General features: G+C 36.7%; 25 protein-coding genes and 2 tRNA genes. 14 read left to right on the top strand and 13 right to left on the bottom strand.

The window, feature by feature from the left end; genetic code table 11:
• Position 1: 1 nt before the first annotated feature.
• The gene (locus PK943_03660; GenBank protein HRN78310.1) at positions 2-1282 is read right to left on the bottom strand and encodes a hypothetical protein; all 1281 of its coding nucleotides are present in this window, start codon (positions 1280-1282) and stop codon (positions 2-4) included.
• Between the two features lie 283 nt (positions 1283-1565).
• Here PK943_03660 and PK943_03655 point away from each other — a divergent pair, with 283 nt between their 5' ends.
• Positions 1566-2579 carry a hypothetical protein gene (locus tag PK943_03655; GenBank protein ID HRN78309.1) on the top strand — a complete coding sequence of 338 codons (1014 nt, stop codon included), beginning with the start codon at positions 1566-1568 and terminating at the stop codon, positions 2577-2579.
• 60 nt (positions 2580-2639) lie between these two features.
• On the opposite strand, the gene PK943_03650 is transcribed toward PK943_03655, so the two are convergent.
• Positions 2640-3632 (bottom strand): hypothetical protein, encoded by a 993-nt coding sequence (locus PK943_03650; protein HRN78308.1) that lies wholly within the window; start codon positions 3630-3632, stop codon positions 2640-2642.
• 32 nt (positions 3633-3664) lie between these two features.
• On the bottom strand, positions 3665-5203 hold the full coding sequence (locus tag PK943_03645) for a hypothetical protein (protein ID HRN78307.1): 1539 nt from the start codon (positions 5201-5203) through the stop codon (positions 3665-3667).
• A 204-nt stretch (positions 5204-5407) separates the two neighbouring features.
• On the opposite strand from PK943_03645, the gene hisS reads away from it, so the two are divergent.
• Positions 5408-6664 (top strand): histidine--tRNA ligase, encoded by a 1257-nt coding sequence (gene hisS / locus PK943_03640; GenBank protein ID HRN78306.1) that lies wholly within the window; start codon positions 5408-5410, stop codon positions 6662-6664.
• Here the strand turns inward: hisS and PK943_03635 are convergent, their stop codons facing one another.
• Genes PK943_03635 through bamD form a run of 3 tightly spaced genes read right to left on the bottom strand, consistent with a single transcriptional unit; the run spans position 6665 to position 8582 of the window.
• Positions 6665-7324, bottom strand: coding sequence for a phosphatidate cytidylyltransferase (locus tag PK943_03635; GenBank protein ID HRN78305.1), 660 nt, complete (start codon positions 7322-7324; stop codon positions 6665-6667).
• A gap of 2 nt (positions 7325-7326) precedes the next feature.
• Positions 7327-7677 (bottom strand): YraN family protein, encoded by a 351-nt coding sequence (locus tag PK943_03630; protein HRN78304.1) that lies wholly within the window; start codon positions 7675-7677, stop codon positions 7327-7329.
• Positions 7677-8582 (bottom strand): outer membrane protein assembly factor BamD, encoded by a 906-nt coding sequence (gene bamD, locus PK943_03625; protein HRN78303.1) that lies wholly within the window; start codon positions 8580-8582, stop codon positions 7677-7679. Before bamD ends, PK943_03630 begins: the two co-directional genes overlap by 1 nt.
• A 127-nt stretch (positions 8583-8709) precedes the next feature.
• Here bamD and gspE point away from each other — a divergent pair, with 127 nt between their 5' ends.
• Together gspE and PK943_03615 are read left to right on the top strand one after the other, a co-directional pair.
• On the top strand, positions 8710-10416 hold the full coding sequence (gene gspE, locus PK943_03620) for a type II secretion system ATPase GspE (GenBank protein HRN78302.1): 1707 nt from the start codon (positions 8710-8712) through the stop codon (positions 10414-10416).
• Positions 10370-10903 (top strand): prepilin-type N-terminal cleavage/methylation domain-containing protein, encoded by a 534-nt coding sequence (locus PK943_03615; GenBank protein HRN78301.1) that lies wholly within the window; start codon positions 10370-10372, stop codon positions 10901-10903. The genes gspE and PK943_03615 overlap by 47 nt, the downstream gene beginning before the upstream one ends.
• A gap of 4 nt (positions 10904-10907) precedes the next feature.
• On the opposite strand, the gene PK943_03610 is transcribed toward PK943_03615, so the two are convergent.
• Both PK943_03610 and PK943_03605 read right to left on the bottom strand, forming a co-directional pair.
• Positions 10908-11618, bottom strand: coding sequence for an ankyrin repeat domain-containing protein (locus PK943_03610; GenBank protein ID HRN78300.1), 711 nt, complete (start codon positions 11616-11618; stop codon positions 10908-10910).
• Entirely contained in the window at positions 11593-12423 is an 831-nt protein-coding gene (locus PK943_03605; protein ID HRN78299.1) for an ankyrin repeat domain-containing protein, read from the bottom strand. The genes PK943_03610 and PK943_03605 overlap by 26 nt, the downstream gene beginning before the upstream one ends.
• A gap of 79 nt (positions 12424-12502) precedes the next feature.
• Between PK943_03605 and PK943_03600 the strand changes: the two genes are divergently transcribed.
• Entirely contained in the window at positions 12503-13234 is a 732-nt protein-coding gene (locus tag PK943_03600) for a phospholipase D-like domain-containing protein (protein ID HRN78298.1), read from the top strand.
• 130 nt (positions 13235-13364) lie between these two features.
• Here PK943_03600 and PK943_03595 read toward each other — a convergent pair whose 3' ends face one another.
• From PK943_03595 to PK943_03585, 3 genes are all read right to left on the bottom strand, one after another.
• Positions 13365-14105 carry an ankyrin repeat domain-containing protein gene (locus PK943_03595; protein ID HRN78297.1) on the bottom strand — a complete coding sequence of 247 codons (741 nt, stop codon included), beginning with the start codon at positions 14103-14105 and terminating at the stop codon, positions 13365-13367.
• A 33-nt stretch (positions 14106-14138) separates the two neighbouring features.
• Complete coding sequence (locus tag PK943_03590; protein HRN78296.1) at positions 14139-15011, bottom strand: ankyrin repeat domain-containing protein; 873 nt, start codon at positions 15009-15011, stop codon at positions 14139-14141.
• 66 nt (positions 15012-15077) lie between these two features.
• Positions 15078-16061 (bottom strand): RluA family pseudouridine synthase, encoded by a 984-nt coding sequence (locus tag PK943_03585; GenBank protein HRN78295.1) that lies wholly within the window; start codon positions 16059-16061, stop codon positions 15078-15080.
• A gap of 214 nt (positions 16062-16275) precedes the next feature.
• Here PK943_03585 and mgtE point away from each other — a divergent pair, with 214 nt between their 5' ends.
• The 6 genes from mgtE to PK943_03555 all read left to right on the top strand — a co-directional run bounded on the left by mgtE (position 16276) and on the right by PK943_03555 (position 19785).
• Positions 16276-17637, top strand: a complete 1362-nt coding sequence (gene mgtE / locus PK943_03580) for a magnesium transporter (GenBank protein ID HRN78294.1) — start codon at positions 16276-16278, stop codon at positions 17635-17637.
• A gap of 119 nt (positions 17638-17756) precedes the next feature.
• Positions 17757-17832 (top strand) — tRNA-Lys (locus tag PK943_03575).
• A 110-nt stretch (positions 17833-17942) separates the two neighbouring features.
• Positions 17943-18019: transfer RNA gene (locus PK943_03570), tRNA-Glu, on the top strand.
• A gap of 170 nt (positions 18020-18189) precedes the next feature.
• A complete protein-coding gene (locus tag PK943_03565; GenBank protein ID HRN78293.1) occupies positions 18190-18600 on the top strand; it encodes a hypothetical protein in 411 nt (136 codons plus the stop codon).
• A gap of 53 nt (positions 18601-18653) precedes the next feature.
• Positions 18654-19010, top strand: coding sequence for a hypothetical protein (locus PK943_03560; protein ID HRN78292.1), 357 nt, complete (start codon positions 18654-18656; stop codon positions 19008-19010).
• A 169-nt stretch (positions 19011-19179) separates the two neighbouring features.
• Positions 19180-19785, top strand: a complete 606-nt coding sequence (locus PK943_03555; protein HRN78291.1) for an OmpW family outer membrane protein — start codon at positions 19180-19182, stop codon at positions 19783-19785.
• 4 nt (positions 19786-19789) lie between these two features.
• Here PK943_03555 and PK943_03550 read toward each other — a convergent pair whose 3' ends face one another.
• A complete protein-coding gene (locus PK943_03550; GenBank protein ID HRN78290.1) occupies positions 19790-21196 on the bottom strand; it encodes a hypothetical protein in 1407 nt (468 codons plus the stop codon).
• Positions 21197-21204: 8 nt separating this feature from the next.
• On the bottom strand, positions 21205-22215 hold the full coding sequence (locus PK943_03545) for a hypothetical protein (protein ID HRN78289.1): 1011 nt from the start codon (positions 22213-22215) through the stop codon (positions 21205-21207).
• 179 nt (positions 22216-22394) lie between these two features.
• Between PK943_03545 and PK943_03540 the strand changes: the two genes are divergently transcribed.
• The 3 genes from PK943_03540 to PK943_03530 are packed head-to-tail and all read left to right on the top strand — an operon-like array spanning position 22395 to position 25358.
• The gene (locus PK943_03540) at positions 22395-23783 is read left to right on the top strand and encodes a YncE family protein (protein ID HRN78288.1); all 1389 of its coding nucleotides are present in this window, start codon (positions 22395-22397) and stop codon (positions 23781-23783) included.
• Positions 23784-23803: 20 nt separating this feature from the next.
• Positions 23804-24400, top strand: coding sequence for an outer membrane beta-barrel protein (locus PK943_03535; GenBank protein ID HRN78287.1), 597 nt, complete (start codon positions 23804-23806; stop codon positions 24398-24400).
• Positions 24401-24422: 22 nt separating this feature from the next.
• Positions 24423-25358 carry a hypothetical protein gene (locus tag PK943_03530; GenBank protein ID HRN78286.1) on the top strand — a complete coding sequence of 312 codons (936 nt, stop codon included), beginning with the start codon at positions 24423-24425 and terminating at the stop codon, positions 25356-25358.
• Positions 25359-25361: the final 3 nt, after the last annotated feature.

Genomic DNA, 25361 nt, shown 5'->3' with positions numbered 1-25361 from the left:
ATTATTTCTCAAAATTGTGTGATGGTGCTGCCAGTCCGCCTACACCATGTTGAATCATATCTGTTTCACTTATAGAGTAAAAATTACGAGCATCTTCTGGTTGTTCTACAGCAGACTTAAAAGAATCAGCTGAAGAATCAATACTTGATTGTACACTGGTAAAGTTATCAAAAGATTCTTGTGCTAGTTCAGGCTGTTCACTGGTTGCATGATCTGCTAACACATCTTCATCTCTACTAATTTCATCAGAATTTAATAATTCTGCTGGTGATGGCATAGAAGTACTCGCTATTTTTTCAGAATTATCTAATCCTAATCCAGCAGCTGAGTTGGTATTTTCTTCTTCATCAACATGTAGTAGATTTGGTCGCTTTTCTGTTGGTGTAGGAGCTAATGTAATAGTGCTTGAGCGTGTGCTTTGTTCAGTCGAAGATGTATGTGGTGTTGCAAAAGGTGTTGGTATTGCGGTATTTAGATTTACCGTAGGTGCGCTAGGAGCTGAAGTTGATGGACTTAAACCATTAGTTTTATCTGTAGAATCATCATTATTACCAAATAAATTTTGTAATCTATTAAAAATAGGTGCTAACAATGAGTTCCCATTGTCAGAATTATATGCGTATAATTCATGTAACGCGAGCACACCCGCTGCAAGTAAGGCTGGCATCATAAGGTTGCTTAGCATACCACCATTATTTTCTTCTTGTGCTTGTGATGGTGTGTGAGCTACGGTATGTGCTGGCTGCTGAGTTGGTGTTGTATCAATAGTGCGCTCTGCTTTTGCTTGTTGCGTCATTTGTTGTAATCTTTGTTCACGCAAAGATAATTCTTTATTAATACGTGCTGCACTTTTTGGTGCATTACGTTTGTCATGGTACACCAATAACAATGGATTGAATACTTTAGTTGCATATTGTTTTGCAATACGCAGTAAAGCTTCATAATCTTGTACGTTATTGTCACGACCATAGCTATCTATAATAGCAAGCATAGTATTGTATATTGAGGTGGCATGTTCACGTGATTTATGGCCCACATCTAGATTTCTGAATGGGTCAATAGAACAGCTATATGATCCTAAATTAGTAAGACCATTTTGCAATACTTCTTGCGGATTATCAGTAGTTTTAAGCGCATTATCTACATCGACCAAGACATCTGCTACATGATTAAGTGTGTTTATTAGCTCTTGCTTAGTGGATACAGATAGCGCATAAGTTTGAGGTACCATAGTACCTATAGTAATAGACAATATAATTAGAGTGATTTTCTTGATATTCATAAGAATAACCCCCTTTATAACCTTCATTTTTAACCTGAAAAACACCTTAAAAGTAGGTATTTCTCTTCTTATCTATAACTATACCAGAAGAGTTTCAGATTGCAAATGGGGGTAGGGTTCCAGGTGTGGTGTATTTTCTATGTGAAATTCCCACGCAGAAGAGAAAGAATAAGCTACAGGTTGAATATAGGTAAAAATAGCATATAGTATTACAATTATTGCAATTTGTAATCATGGTTTGTTATAACTATGAATAGAGACAATCGTTAAGAAGGGGAAAATAATGAAAAAAATGATATTAATACTAGTATTCGGATTGGGTGGATCAGTGCTGGCTATGGAAAAAGACATAATAAAACTTGCTACTAGTGATGGGCAAGAAGTGGAAATATCGTATGATATGGCACTTAAAATACCAATGATAAAGGGTATTACTGAGGAATTTTCAGGATTTCTTCAAAAAGATGTTATTCCTGTGCATGTAAAACAACAAACATTGCTATCTATTCTTGGATTTATTGACCAGGTATATACTCAGGCACCGGTACTTAAATTGGACCCACAATTCTTTGAACAAACTGATAAACACCCTGCATATACAGCTTCTGATATTCCTGCTCAAGTTAGAAGTATGATTACTGAACAGGGATTGCAAAATGATAAAAAATTCATACAAGCAGCTAAATATCTACTTATTGATTGGATAGATATAGCTTTACAAGACAGATTTAGTATCGCAGATTTAGTGGTCCTAAATCAAATATCTCAATTCATCAAGCCAACTAGATTTAATTTACCGGGGCTCATGGAATTAGATCTTTATAATAGAAATATTACAAGTCTTGCAGGTGCGTATTTAATACCAATGCGTGATAAAATTGTTGGACTTTATTTGCACAATAATTATATTACCCAAATTCCTGGAAATGCTTTTTCGGGGTTTACTGGATTAATACAATTGATATTGTTTGATAATCAAATAAAATTTGTAGATGAACAAGCATTTAAAGGCATGAATCAAAATTTATTTAAGCTTGATCTTAGTGATAATCGTTTAGTTTCAGTTCCTGTGATCCCCATGGGCTTAAAGGAGCTTTGGCTTCAAAATAATAGAATTGATTATATTTCTAATGCCGATATCTCTAAACTTATGAATCTCCAGGTATTAAATTTACGAGGCAATCCACTTGATCAAGAGATGCTAAATCTTTTACAAAATATGAAAGATAAAGCTCCAGGTGTATCTATAGACGTGATTGGTGAAGATGAGGATGATTATCAATCGGATGAAGATTAACATCAAATAAATTGTACAAAAAAGAAGGGCATGATTTAGTTCATGCCCTTCTTTTGTTAACTATTCTCTGTGTGGTCGAGGTGTTCCATAATAATCTTTGTGAATCTTATCAGCTTCATCGTTAGCCCGCTTTATAGATGTTTCAAGTACCTTTCTTGCAGCTTCAGGCTGTAGGTTAGGGTATTTTTGTAGAACATCTTTATCTATTTGATTAATACGGTTCTCATATGCTGTTTTGGCTGCAAAGAATGCTTCTTCAGCACGTGTTTTTTGTAAGTTTGCATTGTCTAAATCTGTTTTAAGCTTAGCAATTTGTTCTTTGAGATTTTTAATTTCTGCGGTTTGGTCTTGAGGAGCATCTGCAAGTTGTTGCTTAAGGTTTTCAATTTGTTTAACCAAATCTTTTTGTACTAAATCGCCTTTGAGCATTGCTTGTTTTAATTCTTTAATTTCTTGTTTATCATCTGCTGATTCTGCTTGTGCCTTTTTGAGGCTTTGCTCTAAATCAGAAATTCTATTTTTCAAACTGTTAATATCTGGCATTGCCGGTGATGGCACCTGAGCAGTTGCAAGGTCATCTTCGAGTTCAGCAATGTGTTCTTTGAGATTTTTAATTTCTTGAGATTGATCTTGTGCTTGAGCGGCTTCTTGTTTCAATTTATTGATTTCTTTTTGGAGTTTATTTAATTCTTGCTCATTTTGTTTGTTTGTTTGAGCTTGTTTTTGTGCTTCCTCTAGTTGTGCACGTAACTGATCAAGCTCTTGTTGATTTGCTTGTATGCCACGTATCTGACGTTGTTGATAGCCCATTTGATTTCTTAAATTATCGAGCTCTGCAGTAAATATCCTTGATTGTGTTGGATCACCTTTTTTTAATGTGTTAATTTTTTGTTCAATTTGGTTAATATGTTGTTGATTCCAGTCAGCCAATGGTGTGTTGAGTAAATTTCTAACCTCTGCGGTTAACTGTGCTTTTTCCCGTGCGCCCATAGTGTATGATTGTGCTGGCACGAGTATACATGCCATTGCTAATATATAATACTTGCGTAACATTTTTTAATCTCCTCGGTTAATCTTTATATTCTTTAAAAACTGAAGCCAAATTTGCCCCAAGCTACCCAGCGATCTAATGCGCCATTACTATTTTGTGTCCATTCATACGAGCCACCAAAGTTTATAAAGAATGGATAGCGCCAGTTATCCCAGCGGTTGCCAAGTGCAACATACAACGCATTAGTGTTCATGTCAGGTTGAGCTGCTGAATTAAGATCCAATTGATCTTCTTGTACTACGTTTGCAGCATAATCAGCAAGTGGTTGTGCAAGTGCGGCTGCATTAAGAAGTGGATTGTTGGTAATGTCACGCACTGGATTTTGTTGACCTAGGCCTTGTTCTGCCTTAAGGGCTATAGTTGTAGGGAATTTGCATGCAAGTTTTACACAATCTGCGCTGCGTGCAAAATAATTATAACCTGCTTCACCTTGGAAGCTTTTCCAATTGAGTACAAATGCGGTGTTATGTATATGTGCAATACCTGGTGTTACTTTTACATCACGTGTAAATACATTTATACCCGGTGTTGCCAAGTTCATACCAAGTGTACCACCAAGATCAGCGGCTTCTTGTGCTTGTTCTTGATCGATATATACCTCCATGTAGCGGCTCCATGGTTTGCCTTGTAAATCTATACCGCGTTTTTGTTTTCTATTGAATAAATATTCAGTGTGTACGTTGTATTCAACGCGCAAATGTCTGTCTTTTTCTTCTTCACTCCAAATTTGAAAACCGATACCGCTGCCAAATGTAACACCAAAGTGGTGACCGTTACCGACAATTGGCTCAAACAAATAGATACCTTTTGGCGTATTACCGGTTGGAATTATGACACCTATATATGTTTCCAAGTGATATGGTCTGTGTTGCAACCATTCATACCCAACTTTGAATTCAATATCAGATAACCCAGTTTTAGTTTGTGCACCACAAATTTTACCAAAACACCAGTCACTTTGTCTGAATGCTTGTGTCATGTTTGCAACAACTACATCATCGGCTTCTTCATCTGCGCCGCCACCATCATTGATAACTTTTTCACATAGCTCCATATTATTTTTTACCCGCACAATGGCTGTTGCTATGTCATAGAAAAATCCACGTTGTTTGTCCGGATTGCGCCAAAATCCTTGGCGGAATTCAAATCCAGCACCAATAGTGGTTTGACGAGGATTAAAACTTACTTTACTTTTAAAATCACCATCTACCGTATAAATATTAAAATGTTCTGCAAATAGCTCATTTGTAATGTTTGATTCAGATAATTCTTCATTTACAATAAAGCAAGGTGAACAATTTGGTGAGAAATACCGAGCAAGGGCTTCAGGATCGGTAGACCGTGCACCAAATAATACTACTTGTAGCGCTATGCCTTTACCATTTTCACGCGCATTAGCTCGCTCATCACGGAATGCGGCTACACGTTCGGGTGATGCTGACAAAAAATAAGGTTTCACGGCAAGGTAGCTGCGACTAAATGGATTGCAATCACAACTACTATTCTTGCTTGCATATACTTGTGAAACAGTGCTGATCAATAGTAGTGCAATAAATAGATTTTTGTTCTTCATGTCCACTCCCCTTTTTTAAATAATATTTCACCTATGATATGTACCATATTTACTCGGCAGACAGCAATGGTTTGCAATAATATTGTGAAATTCTTGCTTTAACTTTTTATAAAAAATATTCTTTTTGTATGATTTTGCGTGCATAGCATTGATGTGGTAGACTAACCATGTTGAGTAACAATATTTGGTTTATAAAGGGTTGATATGATTTCACGAGTCAAAGGAACGCAAGACTTTTTGGATCTGACATTATTTAACTTTATTGTTACCCAAGCAAAAAAACATTTAGCTACCTATCATTTTACTGAAATTTCTACTCCTATTATTGAACCACTCGATTTATTCAAGCGTTCATTGGGTGAATACACTGATGTAGTCAGTAAGGAAATGTTTCTTATCGATACGCGTGGTGAATCGCATGAAAAAATTTGTCTCAGGCCAGAGGCAACTGCACCAACTATTCGTGCATTTATAGAAAATGGTATTCAACAGACACCGTGGAAAGTCTATTCATATGGTCCCATGTTTCGATACGAGCGTCCACAGAAGGGTAGATTTCGTCAATTTAATCAAATCAGTATTGAAGCAATAGGTTCAAATTCAATTTTCCAAGATGTGCAACTGATCAAAATGTTGGATCGTTTTTTTCATGAAAATCTCAGACTTAATAATTATGCGTTACAGATCAATTTTTTGGGTTGTTTTGATGATCGTAAAGCGTATCGCTTAGTACTCAAAGAATTTTTAGAAAGCCCGCAAGCGCAAGCAGCAATGTGTGAGACATGTAAAATACGTAAAGATATAAATGCTATGCGTATATTTGATTGCAAAAGTGTTTCTTGCCAACAATTGTATAAAGAAGCCCCATTTATAGTGGATCATTTGTGTGACACCTGTGGATTTGAATGGGCATTATTACAAGAGCAATTACAGTTGCTTTCAGTCTCATGTACCTATAACCCTACATTGGTACGTGGTCTTGATTACTATAATAAAACGGTGTTTGAATTCACCAGTCAAGCTTTAGGAGCACAAAGTACCTTCTGCGGTGGTGGCAGATATGATCAACTGGTCAGCCAATTGGGCGGCAAGCATGATCAACCTTCCATTGGAGCTGGTATTGGTATTGAACGTGTTATGCTATTGCTTGAACCTTTTAGAGACACGTTACCACTGCCTCAAAAACCCAAACTACATATAGTTGTACCAATGGCAGAAGAACAAATTCCTCTCGCATTATTATTTGCAGACATGTTGCAAGCGGCAGATTTATGCACAGACATTATCCTCAAAATTGATTCTATGAAAGATATGATGCGTAAGGTGAATAAATTGGGAGCAACTTATGCACTTATTCTTGGTGAACAAGAGCAAACCGATAATACGGTAACGATAAAAAACATGGTTACTGGTGCGCAAGAGACAGTAAAACAGGTTGAGGCAATGAAATATTTGCAGTAATTACTCAAACAATCTTACTAGATAATCTCGTAAAAAATAGAAAAAAAATACGGCAAATAAAATACCGTCAAAGCGATCTAGAAATCCACCATGACCCGGCAGTATATCTCCCGAATTTTTGACTTGAGCCCGTCTTTTAAGCCAAGATTCAAATAAGTCGCCCAGTAATGCAAGGGTACAAACTATTACACTAAAGATGATAATAAACCACCATGGTTTTGGTATTTTTTGTTCCCATAAAAGAAGTGTTAAACCTATACATGCAGCTATGCAACCACCTGCAAACCCTTCCCATGTTTTACCTGGACTGATAGAGCATATTTTATGCGTGCCAATTAAGCTACCTACTATATATGAACCGGTATCGTGACTTGATACTAAAATAAATAAAATAAAAAGTAGGTCATGATACATAGGATTTTGGTTCATAACAATCAAAAGTGCGAATGGCAAAATGGGATAAAATGGAAGTGTAAGCCAAAAGAGCGGAGTGCTTACACTGAATAACCTATTCCATTCAAAAAAAATGATTTGTAATAAAATGATGACAAGTACATAAGAAAAATATATGGGTGGTAGATATAAAAATAAAATCCAAAAAGCTGCGCCCAGAATAAATCCAGTGGCAATACGTTTAATAAACTCAGATGATATGTGCATGATTAATAACCTTCATTAAAGGCATGAGGAATATACTGTATGTTATTATTTTTATCAACAAGAGCAACATCAAATTGGCATACCATATCAGTATAATGGTACTCAGATAAAAATGCGTGCGCAGTCATAATAATTTTACGTTGTTTAGTAGGAGTAATCACTTCTGCCGGATCCATATAACTAGAAGAACGTGTTTTGACTTCTACAAATACAAGCACATTATTTTTGCATGCAATAACATCAATTTCACCATAACGTTGGCGATAGTTACGTGCTACAATAGTAAACCCATTGCGATATAAATAATGTGCTACGGCATCTTCACCCTGTATGCCAAGTTGAATATGTTGCATTAGAACCTGTTTAAAAAACTTTTTTGAGGAGTATTTTGTGCTAATACTGTTGCATAATTTGGGAACTTGAGCTCGAGTTCTTCCTGTTTAATTTTAAAAGTTTCCATATCTTTTTGCAGTATGGCAAGATCTTTTTCAAACGCCAGTATTTGTGGTTCAACAATTGGTAATTTTATTGCCCAGTCAGTGCGTAATGCATCAAGACGGCGCTGTGCTTGTTTATATTTACCTGAATTTTTAAAATAGACACAGACATTAAGTTCGCTATTTACCAGATTTTTGTAGCAACGTTCACGAATAACCTCTACATCAGCAGCATGTTTTTGGAATATATCAGCACGGGTTAAAAATTTGTCCGCAAGTTCTAATGTTGCATAAGTAGCAGTCTGATCCCTGTCTGGCTCTAGTATGTCTTGTGCTGAGCATAAAATTGCACGATATAGGGCATATTCAGCATGTTCACTTCCGGGATATAAACTTGCAAATTCATGATACATAGTACCGGCTTTTTGATGTTTTCCATAGGTAAACAAGGTGTCTGCGTATTCGAGTAATAATTGTTCGCGCTCATTGAGGTTATCGCATAGGGCGATCATGCGTTCTTGATATTTGATAGCAACAAAATAGTTTTTTTTCTTGAGCAAGCCATCTTTTGCTTCTTGTATTTCTTCATAGGTCATATCACGTAATGTTTTTCCGCCGAACCATGAAGATTTTTTTTTCTTCTCTTGTTTTTTTTCTTTGTCATGTACCCATGTTTCTTGCGTGCGGCGCTCATCACGCATTTGATTAACTCTACCAGGAGTAAACATGGCAGGATGGTTCCCTGCACTGTTAATAGAGAGGGTTGATGCGAGTAATGTACAAAAAGATACTGTATAAAAATGACTTATGCTTGCCTTCATAGTCTTCCTTGCGATAATCTAGTGACCTAGTGTGATATTCTTTATAATACCTTGTTACACACAAAAATAAAACTGTCATTCATTATGCTATGCTTATGATACAGAACGGGACACATGGAGAAATGCTATGAAAAGAAATTTAGGTGATATATTAGTTACAGCCGGTGTCATCAATACGCAGCAATTGCACGAATGTACAGAGGCAATTACCGGTACAGGTATGTCGCTTGAACACTGTTTGCTGAGTAAAAAATATACAACAACACAAGACATAGCCAAAGCATATGCACAATATGCATCAATGGAGTATGTAGATGCCATTACTGAAAGTATGGCAGATCTTACTCTACTTGCAAAAGTTCCGCTTAAGTTTCTGCGTGAAAATACCGTGATGCCGGTCATGATTAATGGTCAGTTAACTATTCTTACGGCTAATCCTTTACATTTTCAGCCGCTTGATGAATTAAATATGTTGCTTGGTGGAGGTGCACAGTATGCGGTAGCGCCTCAAAATACTATCATAGATGCCATTAATCGGTATTACCCGCTTGAAGGTGCCAAGCAAATGATAGAAGAGCTCGAGGAAGAAGAAAAGGGGCTTGACGAAGTTGCATTCGAAGGCATAGAAGAAAAAGATATTCTTGCTATGGCAACTGAAGCGCCGATTATCAAGTTGGTCAATCACATTTTGTATCAAGCAGTCAAGCGAGATGCATCAGATATTCACATAGAGCCATTTGAAAAAGAGTTACGTGTACGCTATCGAATTGATGGGATTATGTATGACGTGATGACGCCACCTAAACGTATCCAAGCAGCGCTTGTATCGCGTATAAAAATTATGGCAAATCTTAATATCGCAGAAAAACGTATTCCACAAGATGGGCGTATAGCAATAAAGGTTGCCGACAAAGCATTTGATATCAGGGTATCTGTGCTACCCGTTGAGTATGGTGAGCGTATTGTTATGCGTTTACTTGATAAGTCAAAAAGTTTTACCAACCTTAAAGATTTAGATTTTAGCGAGCGTGATTATAGAGTGGTGGAAGATGCCATCAAAAAACCGAATGGTATTATTTATGTAACTGGTCCGACCGGTTCTGGTAAAACAACTACCTTGTATTCTGTTTTGACAGAATTAAACAAACCAGATGTTAATATTATTACGGTAGAAGATCCTGTTGAATATCAAATGGCGGGCATTGGTCAAGTACAAGTGAAGGATAAAGTTGGTCTAACTTTTGCAGCAGCTTTGCGCTCTATTTTACGTCAAGACCCTGACATTATCATGATTGGTGAGACTCGTGATCAAGAAACCGCACAAATAGCGGTACAAGCAGCATTAACCGGTCACTTGGTGTTGAGTACCTTGCATACCAATAGTGCGCCAGCATCTATTACTCGTTTAATTGATATGGGAGTTGAGCCATTCTTACTTGCATCATCAATAGAATTAATTATGGCACAACGACTGGTCAGAAAATTATGTGATTTCTGCAAAAAACCATATCAACCACAGCCTGAATTATTAGCGCGGATTGGTATTTCTGCAGAAGAAGCGAAAAAAATTACGTTCTATGAGCCGGTTGGGTGTACCGAATGTAATGAAACAGGATATCGTGGCAGGATTGCTATTTTTGAAGTCATGGACATGACTGAAGGCATAGCAGACTTGACTATGGTGCGAGCTGATACGGGTAAAATTCGTGAGCAAGCAATCAAGGATGGTATGACAACGCTTATTCAAGATGGTATACGTAAAATTAAACAAGGATTGACGACTATTGATGAAGTATTGTCGGTTGCGGCGATTGAGCATACGGTGGTTGAATAAGCCCGGTATCTCATTGCTTGAACTCATAGTGGTAGTTGCCATCATTGCGGTTTTGGTTACATTAAATACCGTACATAGTTCATTTTTGCAGCGCATATTGGTGCGCGCCGAGATTGAAAAATTATATACAACATGCCAACATGCTCGATGTCTTGCCATGGCTACTAATCAGATCCAGACAATATATTTTAATACACGGGATAATACATATAGTTTTGGCGATCGACATGAAAAACTTACGCAGGGTATACAATTTGGGTTTATAACTGGTTCTAAAGGTCCTCCTGCACAACCACAGCTGCCTCTCTACAAACCGATTACGTTTCAAGGTGATAAGATAATCTTTTATCCTGATGGTATTGTTACATCAGGGACAGTATATTTAATTGACGCTCAAGGTCATACCATGTATGCATTAAGTAATGCAGTTGCGCAGGTTTCATACTTACGTTTATATGTATATAGAACTGGCTGGAAAAAAATATAACTCTTTATTGGTCTGTTTTTAATAGCTTAGGCATATTTAGTAACGTAAGTATAGCTGTATTTGGATGATGTTTTGCGGTAAATGCATATGCGTTTTGACCTTTTCTATTCTCTAGTGAGATATTTGCATTTACTACTAATAGACATCGCACAATATCTTCAAACCCATTTGATGCGGCATAATGGAGTGGTGTATTACCGTATTTATCTTGTGCATTAATATCTGCTTTATGTAGGACCAGTAATCGTACAATTTCTAGTTGGCCATTGCCTGCAGCCCTATGTAAAGGGGTCATATGTGTGATTGGACATTGTATATTTGGATTTGCATGTTGTTCAAGCAACTGAGTGATTAATGATACATTATCTGTATGCGCATGTTCTAATAATTGTTGCGAAGCCATACAGATAGCAGCATCATGTTCTATTTTTTGTCTATTTACCTCTGCAGGTAATACAAATCGTACTTGTTGGTTACCATTATTGTTTTTGCGTTTTCGTGGTGAGTGTGGACGCTTCTTACTGCTGAATGGTGACACTATTAAAAAGTGTGTTGAGTTGGAGGTGGGTTTGCTCGTTTCAACATTTGTTGATTCGCTATATGAGCGGGGTCGTTTGCGTGGTGGTGTGCCTTTTCTTGTATCCCGCTCCATGCTGTATAGTGGCGGTGCAGCAAGCATACAAAATAAACTACTTAACATGATAATAACGTGCATTGTTTTCCTCTTGTATATGTTTTTCAAGTATTCCTGCAATTCTGAGCATGATTTTTTTATTAACGAGCTTGGTATGTTGGTTATAATAATAATAAGCTAATCCTAGGGCGTTGAGGCCTTGAAGAGGTTTACGATTTGTTTTGACCTTGTGATCTGCACCATAGTCAAGCAATACAGGAATAATGTTTTCTCTACCAAATTTTATTGCCCAATGGAGCGGGCTGAACACAAGTCCCCCGACGAAGGCAAGTTTGATTGTTTTTTTATTAGGATTGGCACGCCAGGTATATGAGGGATTATGAGGGTTTGGGCGTGGTGTAAGCAATAACTCTATTATTTCTTTATGGTTGTTAATAATTGCAAAAATTAATGGAGCTTCTTCTAAAATGCCACATGCTGTGTGAGGATTTGCTCCTGCTTGCAATAGCATGTGTGTTGCATTAGTAAAACCACCTATGCATGCATAGTGCAACAAGGTATAACCATGTTTATCAGGAGTATCGATAGAAATATCATGTTTTTCTCGTAATTGTAGCAAAATAGTGAGTGCGCGTGGGTTGCTCAAAACTTGTTTTTTTCTATGAGTTAGTATAGGCAACCGTGGAATGCCACCCATATTATTTTGGTTAAAATTAGGCTTTTTGGAATAGTTTTTTCTAGAATAGTTATAATTTTGTTCATAACTTCTAGCATATTGTTGATTTGGTGCATAATAGGTTTCTTTGAACATGGTGTATGTAGAACATACATGTATTATGCTTATTGCAATAACCCATGTATTAAATTTTATTTGCCATAATTGCATGAAAAACCTCTTATTGCATATTTTTTGCTGAATTGTTTAAGATGATATTATTGTCAGTGTAAAATAAAAAGGGGGAATCGTGAATAAAATATTATATATAAGCATTATATTGCATATGTATGTACCTATGTGGGCTACATCAGATGAATTAGGCAAAAAGCATTTTATTATTGGCTACCCCTATAAACAGTCAAAACCGGACATTGTACATGAGCAAGATCCCGTAACGATTGTGTCAACAACTACCGATATACCATTCAATTTAGTAACTGATAATCAGGTGAAGGCGATTTATTTTGCGCCCAGTGATGATGTGCGTAGTGTACTTACCTATTTGATTGAGCATGAAAAAGAAAAAATACAGGTTGCTATGTTTGCATTTACTGATCGTGAATTGGCGCAAGCTCTGGTTGAAGCACGCAAGCGTGGTGTGGTAATTGAGCTTATTACCGATGCAAACAACACGTATGGCAAATATAACAAAACGCATATGCTGCATACCAATAATATACAGGTATATATTTATAACCCTAAGTATACACAGCAGCCAACAGCTGGTGCAATGCACAATAAGTTTTTATTATTTAAGAACAATGTATTAAATAAATCACTGGTTTGGACAGGATCATTTAATATGACACGCTCAGCAAATGAACAAAATCAAGAAAATGTACTGGTATTGGATGATATGTTTATTGTGCAAAAATTTACCGACCAATTTGTGCACCTAAAAAAATGCTGCACGTACTATCGTGTACCAGTTCCAGTCATAGCAACAGATAATGTAGGACGAAATAAAGAAATAAATTAGCAGCAAAAACAAGTAAGAAACGTACCTAGAGCGCTTCATTACTACAATTCCTTCTTAGCTCGGACTCATGCTACCGCTCTTTAAAAAAAAATGCAAGGTAATTTTTGTAGTGTAATACTAGGTACGTATATTAGGCTGTCTCAAGCCGTTTACTCAGTGAGATTTGTTTAAATTTTTTTTCGTATGTTTGTATAGCATTTTTTAATAATTGGTAGTTGCCATGATACAGCATTAATAATTGCACGAGTATGTCTTTATTTTCTTGAGCCAGCACGGTCCATTTCTGCCATGTTTCAGATGATATACGTTTTACTGAATAATGATTATTCAACATATGCACAATGACGTTGAGTGGACTAAATCGCAACCCATACTCAAATGCTTCTTCAGTGGATAATACATCATACTGCAAAAAACATTCAACGCTTTCATGATCTCCGCGCGACAAACTATAATGAATTGGCAGGTGGTTATTATTATTTCGTGTATATAATGCATGCATATCTTGGTCAATTAAATAGCGTACCATCGTGAGTTTTCCTGAGGAAGCCCCGCAATGCAATATCGTTAATCCTGTGGTAGTTTTTTGCAATAATTGTTCTACATCATGCTCAAGAATAATTTTTGCTATGTCGACGTTTCCGATGCGAGCAGCAATATGCAGTGGTGTGGCATTTTCATTATAGCGTTCATTTATTACTTCAGGATGTTGATGCAGCAAATCCTTAATTTCTGTTATACATTGACTTTTGATAGCGTTAAAAAATTGTATGCCAATTGATTGTTGCCGTGGGCGAGTAAAAATCGGTTCCAAATCCATGGAAATTCCACAGGATGCATACAATCCAAATAAGAGCATATAGCGCTTCATATAACTCCTTGTTTGTTATCGGTTGGCTCGTGATTATTTTGAAGCAAATTTAAAAGTAAGAAAGTCTTCTTCAGATAATTTTGTTTTCAGGGCTAGGTCTAATAATTCTTTTTTATGTACAGGCCATAGACTTAGTTGATTTTTACAGGGTTCATTCAGAAATCGGTGAACATTAAAACTTGTTTTTATAATATATACAAATGCTGCTATAGAAATACATTTTTTATAATGGGTATGGATATCGAGTGCGTTAAATAATTCTTGATAGGAATAATGTTGTAGGTATAAATATTCAAGGATATCCACAAATTTTGTTTGCATTACTTCTACAATCGGTTCATGTACAGCTGGCCTATCACTAATACTAAATCCTAAAATATGTGGTCGTGTAGCACGTGGATTTGCGCCGGCATGCTCAAGTAAATATTTTACTGTAGGCAGATGCCCCTTAGTACAGGCAATAGTTAAAGGGGTATGGTGATCACGATCTTCTTGATCAATCCACTTTGATGCAGGAGAAAATAATGTTGCGCGATTTTTATATTGCTCAACCAAAAATTGTACACCGTATCCTGTTTCTGCTGCAGTGTGAAGTGGCGTAATATAAGGAGGATAATCCCCCAAGGTAACATTTTTGTATATTATGTCGGGATTTTGTTCAATGATGTGTTGTACTTTTTCTATATTATGTTCATTTAATGCATCAATTAGATTTGTAAAAGGTAACTTATTGAATCTATCAGTAAATTCCTGATCTGGATCTATATTGATACGCGTGTCTGTATCCAAGGGTTCGTCTATGTCTATGTCTAAGATCCGTTGATAAATTGGTTCTAGTTCATTGGGCTTCATACCATAGATTGATGGCATGCATAATAATATACTAGTAATGATATAATTTTTCATGATATATGATCTCCGTTGTTAGTGTGTACTAGCAAGAAGTATATCGTGTGTATTAAAAAAGAAGAATTATTTTGCCGTGTGTGTACGCAATGTTGTGATCAATTCCTGCATGTCTTGCGGCATATCAGACTTGAATTCAAAGTCTTTGCCATCAAAACTAAAACTCAACCCACCTGCATGCAGTGCATGTCGATCAAACAATGATGAAGCTGTGCCATACAAATGATCACCCACTAATGGATGGCTGATAGCAGCCATATGTACACGAATTTGGTGTGTGCGTCCGGTGACTGGTTTAACTTCAACCAAACTATGATTAGGAAAATATTCAAGAACTTTGTAGTGTGAAAGTGCATTACGGATCTTAATGCCATGTTTTTGTTCAAGGTAAGGATCTGCAATTTTGAATGTTTTCATTTTTTTGCGATGTACCGGGTCGCGACCAATAGCAAGATCTATGGTGCCTTCGCGGTGGGGGTGGCCTTCTACAATAGCATAATATGTTTTATGAATGTCTCGTTCGCGAAATAGTGAGCCAAAGTATGCGTGTGCATAATTGGTGCGGGGAATAATAAGTAGCCCTGAAGTATCTTTGTCCAAACGGTGGACTATGCCTGGACGATCAACTGCGCCAATGTTGGCAACATCTTTATAATTATGCTTTATCCAATCGACCAACGTTGGTTCAGTACTTGTTAGGTTTGGCGCATGTACGATCAAACCAGATGGTTTATTTACAATTAAAAAGTGTTCATGTTCAAAAATAATATCCACTGATAATGTATCAGCCGCGAGTTCTTGAGCAGACAGAGTGCGTTCAGCAGGAAATTGTATGATTATAGTGTCTGGGGCTGATACCAAAAGGCTGTATTTATCAATAATTTTACCATTCACTGATACATGCCCATGCTTGATCAAGTGTTGGAAGTAGCTGCGAGAATAATATGGAAACTGATCGGCAATAAAGCGATCAAGGCGTGTTTTTTCATCACTTTCAGGCACGTGGAACGTAAATGTGCTGTTTGGTGCTACAAGACCGATATGCTTCATGGTATGCCTTATTTTTATTATTCTAATAGTATACTATATATATATAATAACCCTCTAAATTCAGAATATCCTGCTATGGTTTAAAGTCAAATTGGAAATCATAGTTGCGCCTGGAGAGGGAAATAGTTAAACTGAAAGATGTCACCTCAGAATACCTCCACGGATAGATATACCATTACTAGTTATAATCGGTTATACCCAGAGGGAGCAGGCCATGGAAAGAAATAATATAATTAATGAAATTAGAGAAAATCTTATTGCCGTTATTGAGCAAAGCTCGCCCCTAGGTATTTCTTTGTGGCAGGCATTGGTTGAGATGCACCCGGTAGATATAGTTGACTTTTTAAGTGCAATAGACCGCGATTATGCCGAACAAATATTCAAAAAATTACCTGAAAAACTAAGCCTAGAAGTTTTTTCTGGTTTATCTGATTCCATGAAAGTGTTTATACTTTCTCGTCTCGATGATCATGAACGTGTTGATCTTTTGAATGAATTACCAACCGATGAATTAACCGACTTGTTTGATGAACTGTCGGATGAAGAGCTCAAGCACTATCTAAATCTTTTGCATAAACGTGAGCGTGAAAAAGTACTTTCATTGCTCAAGTTCGATGCTGACTCTGCTGGTGGTATCATGGATATTGACGTGGTGACATTGACAGAAGATTTTACCGTAGCAAAAAGTATTCAATTATTACAACGCCTGCAGCCAAGTAAAGAAATTCATCATAATATTTATGTTACCGATCGCACACATCGCCTTGTGGGGTATATTAATTTAGAAGATTTGGTACTACAAAAACCTACTGAGCGCATCAGTTCATTTATGCAAGACCCGGAACTTGTAGTACACGCCGATGAAGATCAAGAAAAAGTTGCAAAGGCCATGGTCCGGTATGATGTGATGACCGTGCCGGTAGTGGATGAAGCAAATCGCTTTTTGGGCTCTATTCCAACAAGTACCTTGGTAGATGTTCTTGTTGAAGAGGCCGCAGAAGACGTAGAAAAAATGTCTGCGCTTGCACCTATGAGGCACTCATACTTTGAAACACCCTTTTTTCAGCAATTGTGGGAACGGAGCTATATTTTGATTGCGCTATTATTGGCTGAATCATTCTCTGGTGTAATTTTACGTTCGTATGAGGCTACGCTTGGTTATTTATTGCTTGCCTTTGTTCCGACATTAATTAGCACCGGTGGCAACACGAGTACGCAAACTTCAGCAATCGTCATGCGTGGTATGGGGTCGGGAGAGATTCTGGGAGCAAATGTCTGGCGATTTTTACGTCGTGAATTCATGATGGCTGTTATGTTAGCAATTATTTTGGGGACTACGGCATTTATTCGTCTGACTGTGATTTCTCAGGCTACTATGTTGCAAGGGATTGCCGTGAGTACTTCTCTGGGATTACTGGTTATGCTTTCAATTTCTCTAGGCAGTAGCATACCTTTTATTTTACGTCGCTTTAATATTGACCCGGCATTTTCTGCAGGGCCGTTTTTATCTACGCTTATGGACATTTTAGGGGTACTTATTTATTGTTATATTGCCAAGCTTATTATGGTCCAATAGTATAATTAAAAAAACCCCGTAAATTGCTTGACAAAACACTTGTGAGCAGATACATTCTATTATGAATTAACGGTTTTTAGCCGTTTTTTCTTCTTTGAACTATATTTGAATAAGGTAAAGAGCCGCTAGCTCAGTCGGTAGAGCAACAGCCTTTTAAGCTGTGGGTCGCTGGTTCGAATCCAGCGCGGCTCACCAGTCTTCGTTTATCCGGGCCTTCCGGCTTGGCAAGCTACGACTGGCAGGCCACACTAAAGGTCAACCTTAATTTCCCTTATTTTATTTATCAAAGAACAGATCTTTCATATGTCCCCATCGTCTAGCCGGTCTAGGACAGCGCCCTTTCACGGCGCAAACAGGGGTTCGAATCCCCTTGGGGACGCCAAATTTCATATATTAATTCTATGTAACGGCGAATGGTAAGTATATTGCTGTTCTAGCAAATCGAGATATTAAGTCAGATAAATGGTTATGATAGTTTTAGGGATAACTGTTTAAAAAATGGCAATAAAATGATATATTTATTACTAGAGCTGTGCTTAAAAATGGTATTATATGATTAATTCATATTTCTTCAAACGTATTGTATTGTTTTTCCTATCATTATTTTTATTGCTAGATAGTGCATCTATTGTTTCGGCAATCTCTTTGCCTGCATATCAAAAAATTTCTTTGGCTCAGCAATTTCACCTGTATTGCAAAGATATTACTGCACCAACATTACAAAAGGGAAGCAACAGCAGTGATTTTGATTTAAAAAAATCAATTTTACAGCGCAATAAAACACTTGATTATTTGCTCGAATTTGCTGCTTTACGGACTGCCGTACTCATAATTGCTCCTTATGATGCTAAGATTTTTGATCCTCTTCCTGAACTTCAAGATAATAATACTTTTCACAAAGATTATATCCATAGTCTTTTGCCCCAAAAAAAGCCTGAAGATAGTTACCAGACCATTGTTTAAAATCTCAAAAAATGTGATTTAACTTTGTCGATGTAATTATATGAAGGTTATGTATGAAAAAATGGTACATTTTTGTAGCTATTTTCTCTTTCTGTGGAGAAATAGTTAGTATGGCAAATGGACAGCCAGTAGATGTTGTTGTGCATAGTTCAGAAGGCTATGGTTCTGATGATTCTGGTCAGGAGAATAATATTCCGCAGGAATCTGTTATGTATACAGAATATAAGGAAGTTATTATATACATGGAAGATCTACTGAAAAAACTTGAACTACGAGAACAAGAGCGCAAACAAGAAAAACATAAACGTTGTTTTGGCAAATATTGGCTGATCAGGCATGTTCCAGCTGCCATTCAAATAGTAGGTTCTATAGCTTCAGTATTGGGTGTAATATTGATCTATTATAGTTGATGTAACAAGAGTAGCGGAATTATTTTAAAAAATCTGCTACTCTTCTGCTCTGCATGAATAGCGAATATTGGCAAGATTAATAAATATAGTTCGCATAATTGTATCATTGCTATTTAGTTTTTGATTAATTATTAATAGAGACTATGAGCCTAAAAAAGGAGAAAAAGTCATGTTGCAACGTCAAGGTTTTCTATTTTTTTTAATATCAATAATGTTGAGTAATATTTCTCTTGTTTGCAGAGATGTAATTCTAGAGTTCAAAGGCGCCAATTTTTTGCCCACCAATCCCACATTTAAAGATGCATATGGTGGGGGTGCTTTGTATGGGCCAGAGCTAAGTGTGCAGCTATATGAAGATGCAAAATGGTATGTTTTTACGAGTGCTGATTATTTTAAACGAGATGGAAAATGTCTGAGTGTTGCTGATGCTAAAACACTTAGATTAGTTCCATTGGCACTTGGTATAAAATATATTACACCTGTGCGTGATTGGGCAGATTTTTATCTTGGGCTTGGATTCCAGCCAGAGTATATCAACATAAAAAGTCACCGAAGATGTGTTACTACAAAAAATACCCAATGGGCATTTGGTGGTATTGGCAAATCAGGTATATACATACAACTACCGCATCACTTGTTGATTGATTTATTTATTGATTTTAGTTTTGTAAAAACACACCACACCAATGCCCTTTATGGACATACCATGATATGCTCAAAGGCAAAATTAAATGGTGCTATCTTTGGTGGTGGTCTTGGTTATCGTTTTAACTAATGGCTTAGCGCAAAGGAATCAGTGTTACCTTGAAAATATATGGTGATGCTGCTGAATCAGTTATTACATTGGTGTTAATCAATGTGCTTTGAATGCCGCCAACAATGTGCCCAATGACAGTCGATTGTTTAATTTTAGATAAGTCTAATACGCCATTAGAGAATGCAGGTATATTTGGTGCCGGAATAAATTTAGCTCCGGTTCCAAAGAATAATCTATTGCCCGGATTTGATTGTTTTGAAGTGAGTACGGGATATTCTTCAGGTAATATATATTGAGTATAATTACCTTCTTTACTACGTCGTATGACACCAATTTGATTGGTGAATGGAATGCCTTCATCTAGCATCATTTGTCCATTTTTATAATATATGTAAGTCAGGCCGCCAAATAATATTGAATACATGTCGCCATTACATGCTAACAACTCAGCATGTGCGCTTGCATAATTATTTATGCCTTGTTTAAAAGTGCTTGCACTATTGGGGTTTGCCATAGAAGTAGTACCATCAGTATTAATTTCAACGGGTACCGTCCAGATGCCGCTATTAAGCGTAAATACGCCTGAAAATGCTACAAAAGCAGGAATTTTTTTATTTGAATTGTTGATCTTTATGATAGGAACAACATTGAGATCTCTGCGTCGATAGTTGGGACTTGGTTGTGTGGGTGGTAGCACTTTTACCCCAAGACATGTGCCATCATCAACGATATTAAATCTTCTGACTTGTTGTGTATATATACCATTTGAATTGGTATTATAAAAGCCTTGGAAATTTTGACCAAAGATTAATAATGTTGGACATTGCCCTACTTGTGACATATGTCCTCCGGTAACTTGAAATACTGGATTTGAAATTTGTCTAATATATTGAAAGGCGACGAGCGGAGATTCCGGATGCATAACCCAATTGATAAGTCCGGAAACATCAATGGCTGTTAGTGTGTCTTTGGTAGAAAAATTTCCGGTACCTGTATCCACACCATAACCACCCGTTATGTAAAGGGTGTTGCCTGACTGATAAAACTGTGGGCTGGTAACAGACAGTGTGTCAATTTGTGCTGATGTTAATCCTGCACGTGCATCATATAAAGAACGTACGTACACACTTTTTGTACAGATATTTATGACAAAGATATTAGTATTTTGCTGTTGTATCGGAAAGTTGTCATCATTATTATCAAAACCATGCAAACCATTTGTGCGACCAGCCATAAATAAATAGTATTGACCGCATTGTGCGCTTACCCCGGATTGTATACCACCAGGTATAAAAAAATCTTCAACTTCAATCTTAACGGTGAATGGTAGTGATGGATTGACTCCAATCGGAGAAATATCATTTGTTTGATTAACCATAGCATAGGTAGCACTTGTGCTGATCAATACGAGTAATAATATTTTTTTCATAAATTACCTTATGGATTGTTGGGTGTATATAATTCCGCAGGCATAATAAAATCTGCTACAAAAATCTGACATGTGTTATCAGGACCTCTTTTAGATGTCCAAGTAATTTTTGTACCCTCTTTATTGAAGCTTGCTAAACCATCAAAGCTTGGATTATAGGTCAAACGATACGAAATATTTGTTTTAATATTCAATAAATATAATTCATATTGATGATGACCGTGCAGTGATGTAGTAAATACTATTATTTCATTATTGGGGTGCCAATATGGCGCCCAATTGATACTATTATTAGCAGTCAATTGTGTGCAGTTATTAGTACAAGTATCGATATAATAAATCTGCAAATAATCTTTTTTTTCAGGATCTGCACGATATACAATCTTAGACATATCAGGAGAAAAAAAGGGACCACCATTGTATGTATTATTGGTATAGGTAATTTGTTGTACATTCGTACCATCTGATTGCATGGTATATAAATTCATATGCCCTGACCTATTGCTTGCAAATACAATGTGGGAGCCATCAGCACCGTATGCACACTCTGCGCTATAAGCCGGCCCCATTGTCAAAGCTTTTAAATCCGAACCATCGGGGTTTGCTTCATAAATGTTCATATAGGGAGTGAATTCCCATGCATAATTGTTAGAATCTCGTTGATATCCCGGTGTATTAATAGTGGTATTTTCTAAGGCATCATGACTTGAAGCAAATATAATTTTTTTACCATCAGGTCTAAAAAATGCACACGTACAAGCGCCTTGGCCTGTACTGACCATGCGCGGGATTCTTTCTTCAAGATTGATAGTATAAATCTGATATGTTTGTTTTCCCGCAGGAACAGCTTGGAAAATTAATGTATTACCATCTGGTGAAAAATAAGATTCTCCTGCTTTTTCAAAGCCCATAGCAGGGAACGTAATTTGTTTGATATTACGCAAAACATGGTGTTCACTTGTGTAAGTATTTATAAACACACATATAAAGATTATAAAATAACAATTGGGTTTATACATTTCTTGGTTTCTCTCATTTTAATTTTAAAATTATTTCTTAGTAATATAGTACTCAATCGTAGATGTAAAATTTTATAGTGTTGTTGTAAAAGTTTATTGATCATTGACTCTATAGAGATCACGATTTTAGAATATTATTTTGATTACAAGATAGTAGTATTGTTAAAAAGAGGGTCAGGATGATACATAACATAAAATCATTTTATTTCTTTATATTTTTATGGTTATACGTGCCTTTGCAAATATATGCAGCACCAGTTAACAGCGTTATTGCGACTATTCCGACTGGAGTTACTCCTGCTGGCATAGCGCTTACGCCAGATAATTTATTTGCCTATGTTGCAAACAATAATAACTACTCGGTGATTGATGGTGATACGGTAAGTGTATTGAATCTGACAAATAATATGTTGGAATGTACTATTACGAGTACTACGTTTAATGAGCCATATACAATAACAATTAATACTGCCGGAACAATTGCATATGTAACTAATAGTAATCAGACTGGTATAAGCATTATAGATATAGAAACAAAAACGGTAGTAGGACTTATTGATGGGTTTGATGGACCATCAGGCATGGTTATAACCCCAGATGGTCAAACAGCATATGTTAATAATTATGGGGGGCCAGAAGGAGTTATGAGTGGTAATGGGACAACGGTTGATGTGGTAGACTTAAATACGAATACTATTGATTTTAGCATTACTGTCAGTCAAGCACCGGCTGCATTGGCAATAACACCAGATGGTGAATATGTATATGTAGTTTGCTATGTAGATGGTAATCCCGGTACGGGTGTTACGAATGTAATTCGTACAAGCGACAATACCGTAATTGACACGATACATGGATTTTCAGGACCATTCGCCATAGCAATAACACCAGATGGTAAGTATGCATATGTAACTAATTTTGGCAGTAATAATTTTGAGCCAATAGGTACCACGGTGAGTGTAATTGATACTAATACTAATACTATTATTGCAACTATTGATCTTGCTATCATGCCTGCAGGTATTGCTATATCACCGGATGGACGCTTTGCGTATGCTACCAATTATAATACATTGTATTCAGATTATGATAATTTTACCGGTTTGACCGCTGGCCAGGGTACGGTAAATATTATAGATATTGCTACTAATATGGTAATTCCGCCAGTAATACCGGTAGGAAATTCTCCTGCTAATATTGCTATATCGTCAACCGGTGAATTTGCGTATGTTTCTAATTACTCATCTAACAGTGTATCAGTCATTGCATTACCAACATTTGAAATTACTGCACAAGGATGCAGAACTCAAAATATATTTCTGACGCAACGTGATTTGATAAACAGGCTAACCTGGAGCACAACAGGGACATCCTTGCCAGTTAGTTATTCTATTTATCGTGATGCAGAATTAACTGACCTAGTTGCTATCATTCCGGCTAATAGACCATTACAATTTTTGGATCATAATAGATTGCCCAATGTAATATATACCTACTACTTAGTAGGCATTAATGCAGCTGGTACAACTTCAGATCCGATTGCTATAACGGTCACCCAAAATTGTTAAAAAATTAGGAAAGTAAAAACATGATGTCATTAAAAACAATTTGCTTGGTTTCATTATTTTTTGTATTACCGCTTGTCGGGAGAAACATTATTTTAGAGTTTAAAGGGGCTTATTTTTTATCAACTGATTCTATGTTTAAAAAAATCTATGGTAAAGGGAGTGCGTTGTATGGTCCAGAGCTTACCGTACAATTGTGTGAAAATAAAAATTTGTGTCTGTTTGCAAGTGTGGATTATTTGCAGAAAGAGGGACACTCTCTTGGCCTTTGTAATCGTACAAAAATAAAAATGATTCCTGTAGCACTTGGATTGAAGTACGTTGAACCGGTATTTAATCACACTGATCTTTATGTTGGTCTAGGTGTTGAGGCAGTGAATGTTCGTACAAAAAATTGTTCTGATTTTGTTATATTTGAGCAATCGCAGTGGGGAATTGGTGGTATAGCAAAAGCTGGTGCATATTATTATTTACCATGTAACTTCTTATTAGATTTTTTTATTGATTATAGTTTTGTAAAAGTGGGAAGTAATGATTGTGGGTGTGTGCCAGGCCTGCAATTAGCAAAGGCCAATCTAAGTGGGGCGATTTTTGGTATAGGACTTGGTTACAATTTCTAAGGTATATAAAAAAAGAGATGTAATGACGCGTTATCTTTTCGTTGTATTGTTGTTTTGTGTCCAGCCACTATATGCAGTGACTCTTGTATACAACCTACGAGTACGCAGAACGTTTAGTGCTCCTCAGGTACTTGAGCACTTAAAAAAACCACGTACTATATTTTCTCTTGTACCCATCTATTTTTCTCGTGCAAGTCATATTACTGAAGAGCGGACCATGCTTGATACATGTGAGACACGCCGTGCAGGAGGATCTTTATTAAACATGCGGTATGTACCGTCCAAATATTGGTGGCTTGAAGTAACTACGGGTATTGAGACAGATCAGGCACAATACAAAGGCACTGATACCTTTAATGCCTCGCGTTCGGGATTTGATGATATAGTTGGTTCAGGAGGCTATAGATTTTTCTTTGGTAAGCATTGCCAAGTAGTTGGATATGGATTGGTTGGATTACCGACTACGCGTAAAATTACTCGATGTGATCGGCTTGGCCCACTCTTGGGTACGCGGGTATATAATCTTGGCTTTGGGTTTGAAGGATCATATAGTTTTATTGATGAAATAAAAACATCATTGTCTTGTATAGTGCAGTATCGCCTTATACATGGTTTTAATCGTGATTGGTTTCCTATTCTACCTGAAGGCTCAACAATTCAGCCAGGCAACGTGAGTGATGTATTATTGACAATACAATACCGTAAGCGGCGTACGCTTGTTGAAGGCGGATATAATGCTACTATTTTTACTAATCAAGCAGCTATTGTACCTACGCTTGGCAAAATAAAAACAGATCCCTTTGTGCGTAATGGTGGTTATATATCAATATCACACGGGTGGTTCAAAGCGTTTTTTGATAAGCCCTTTATTTGTGGTGTTGGTTGCAACTTTAACCACACAAAGCGATTTGATGCAAAAACAACTATCGTATGGACGTATGGTGCAATTGTTTTCTGATAT

It is taken from the genome of Candidatus Dependentiae bacterium, from assembly GCA_035445995.1.
In the GTDB taxonomy this organism is placed as follows: Bacteria; Babelota; Babeliae; order Babelales; family Vermiphilaceae; genus DAOMRS01.
Note: the sequence above shows the minus strand (reverse complement) of the source record. Positions and strands in the feature narration are given on the sequence as shown.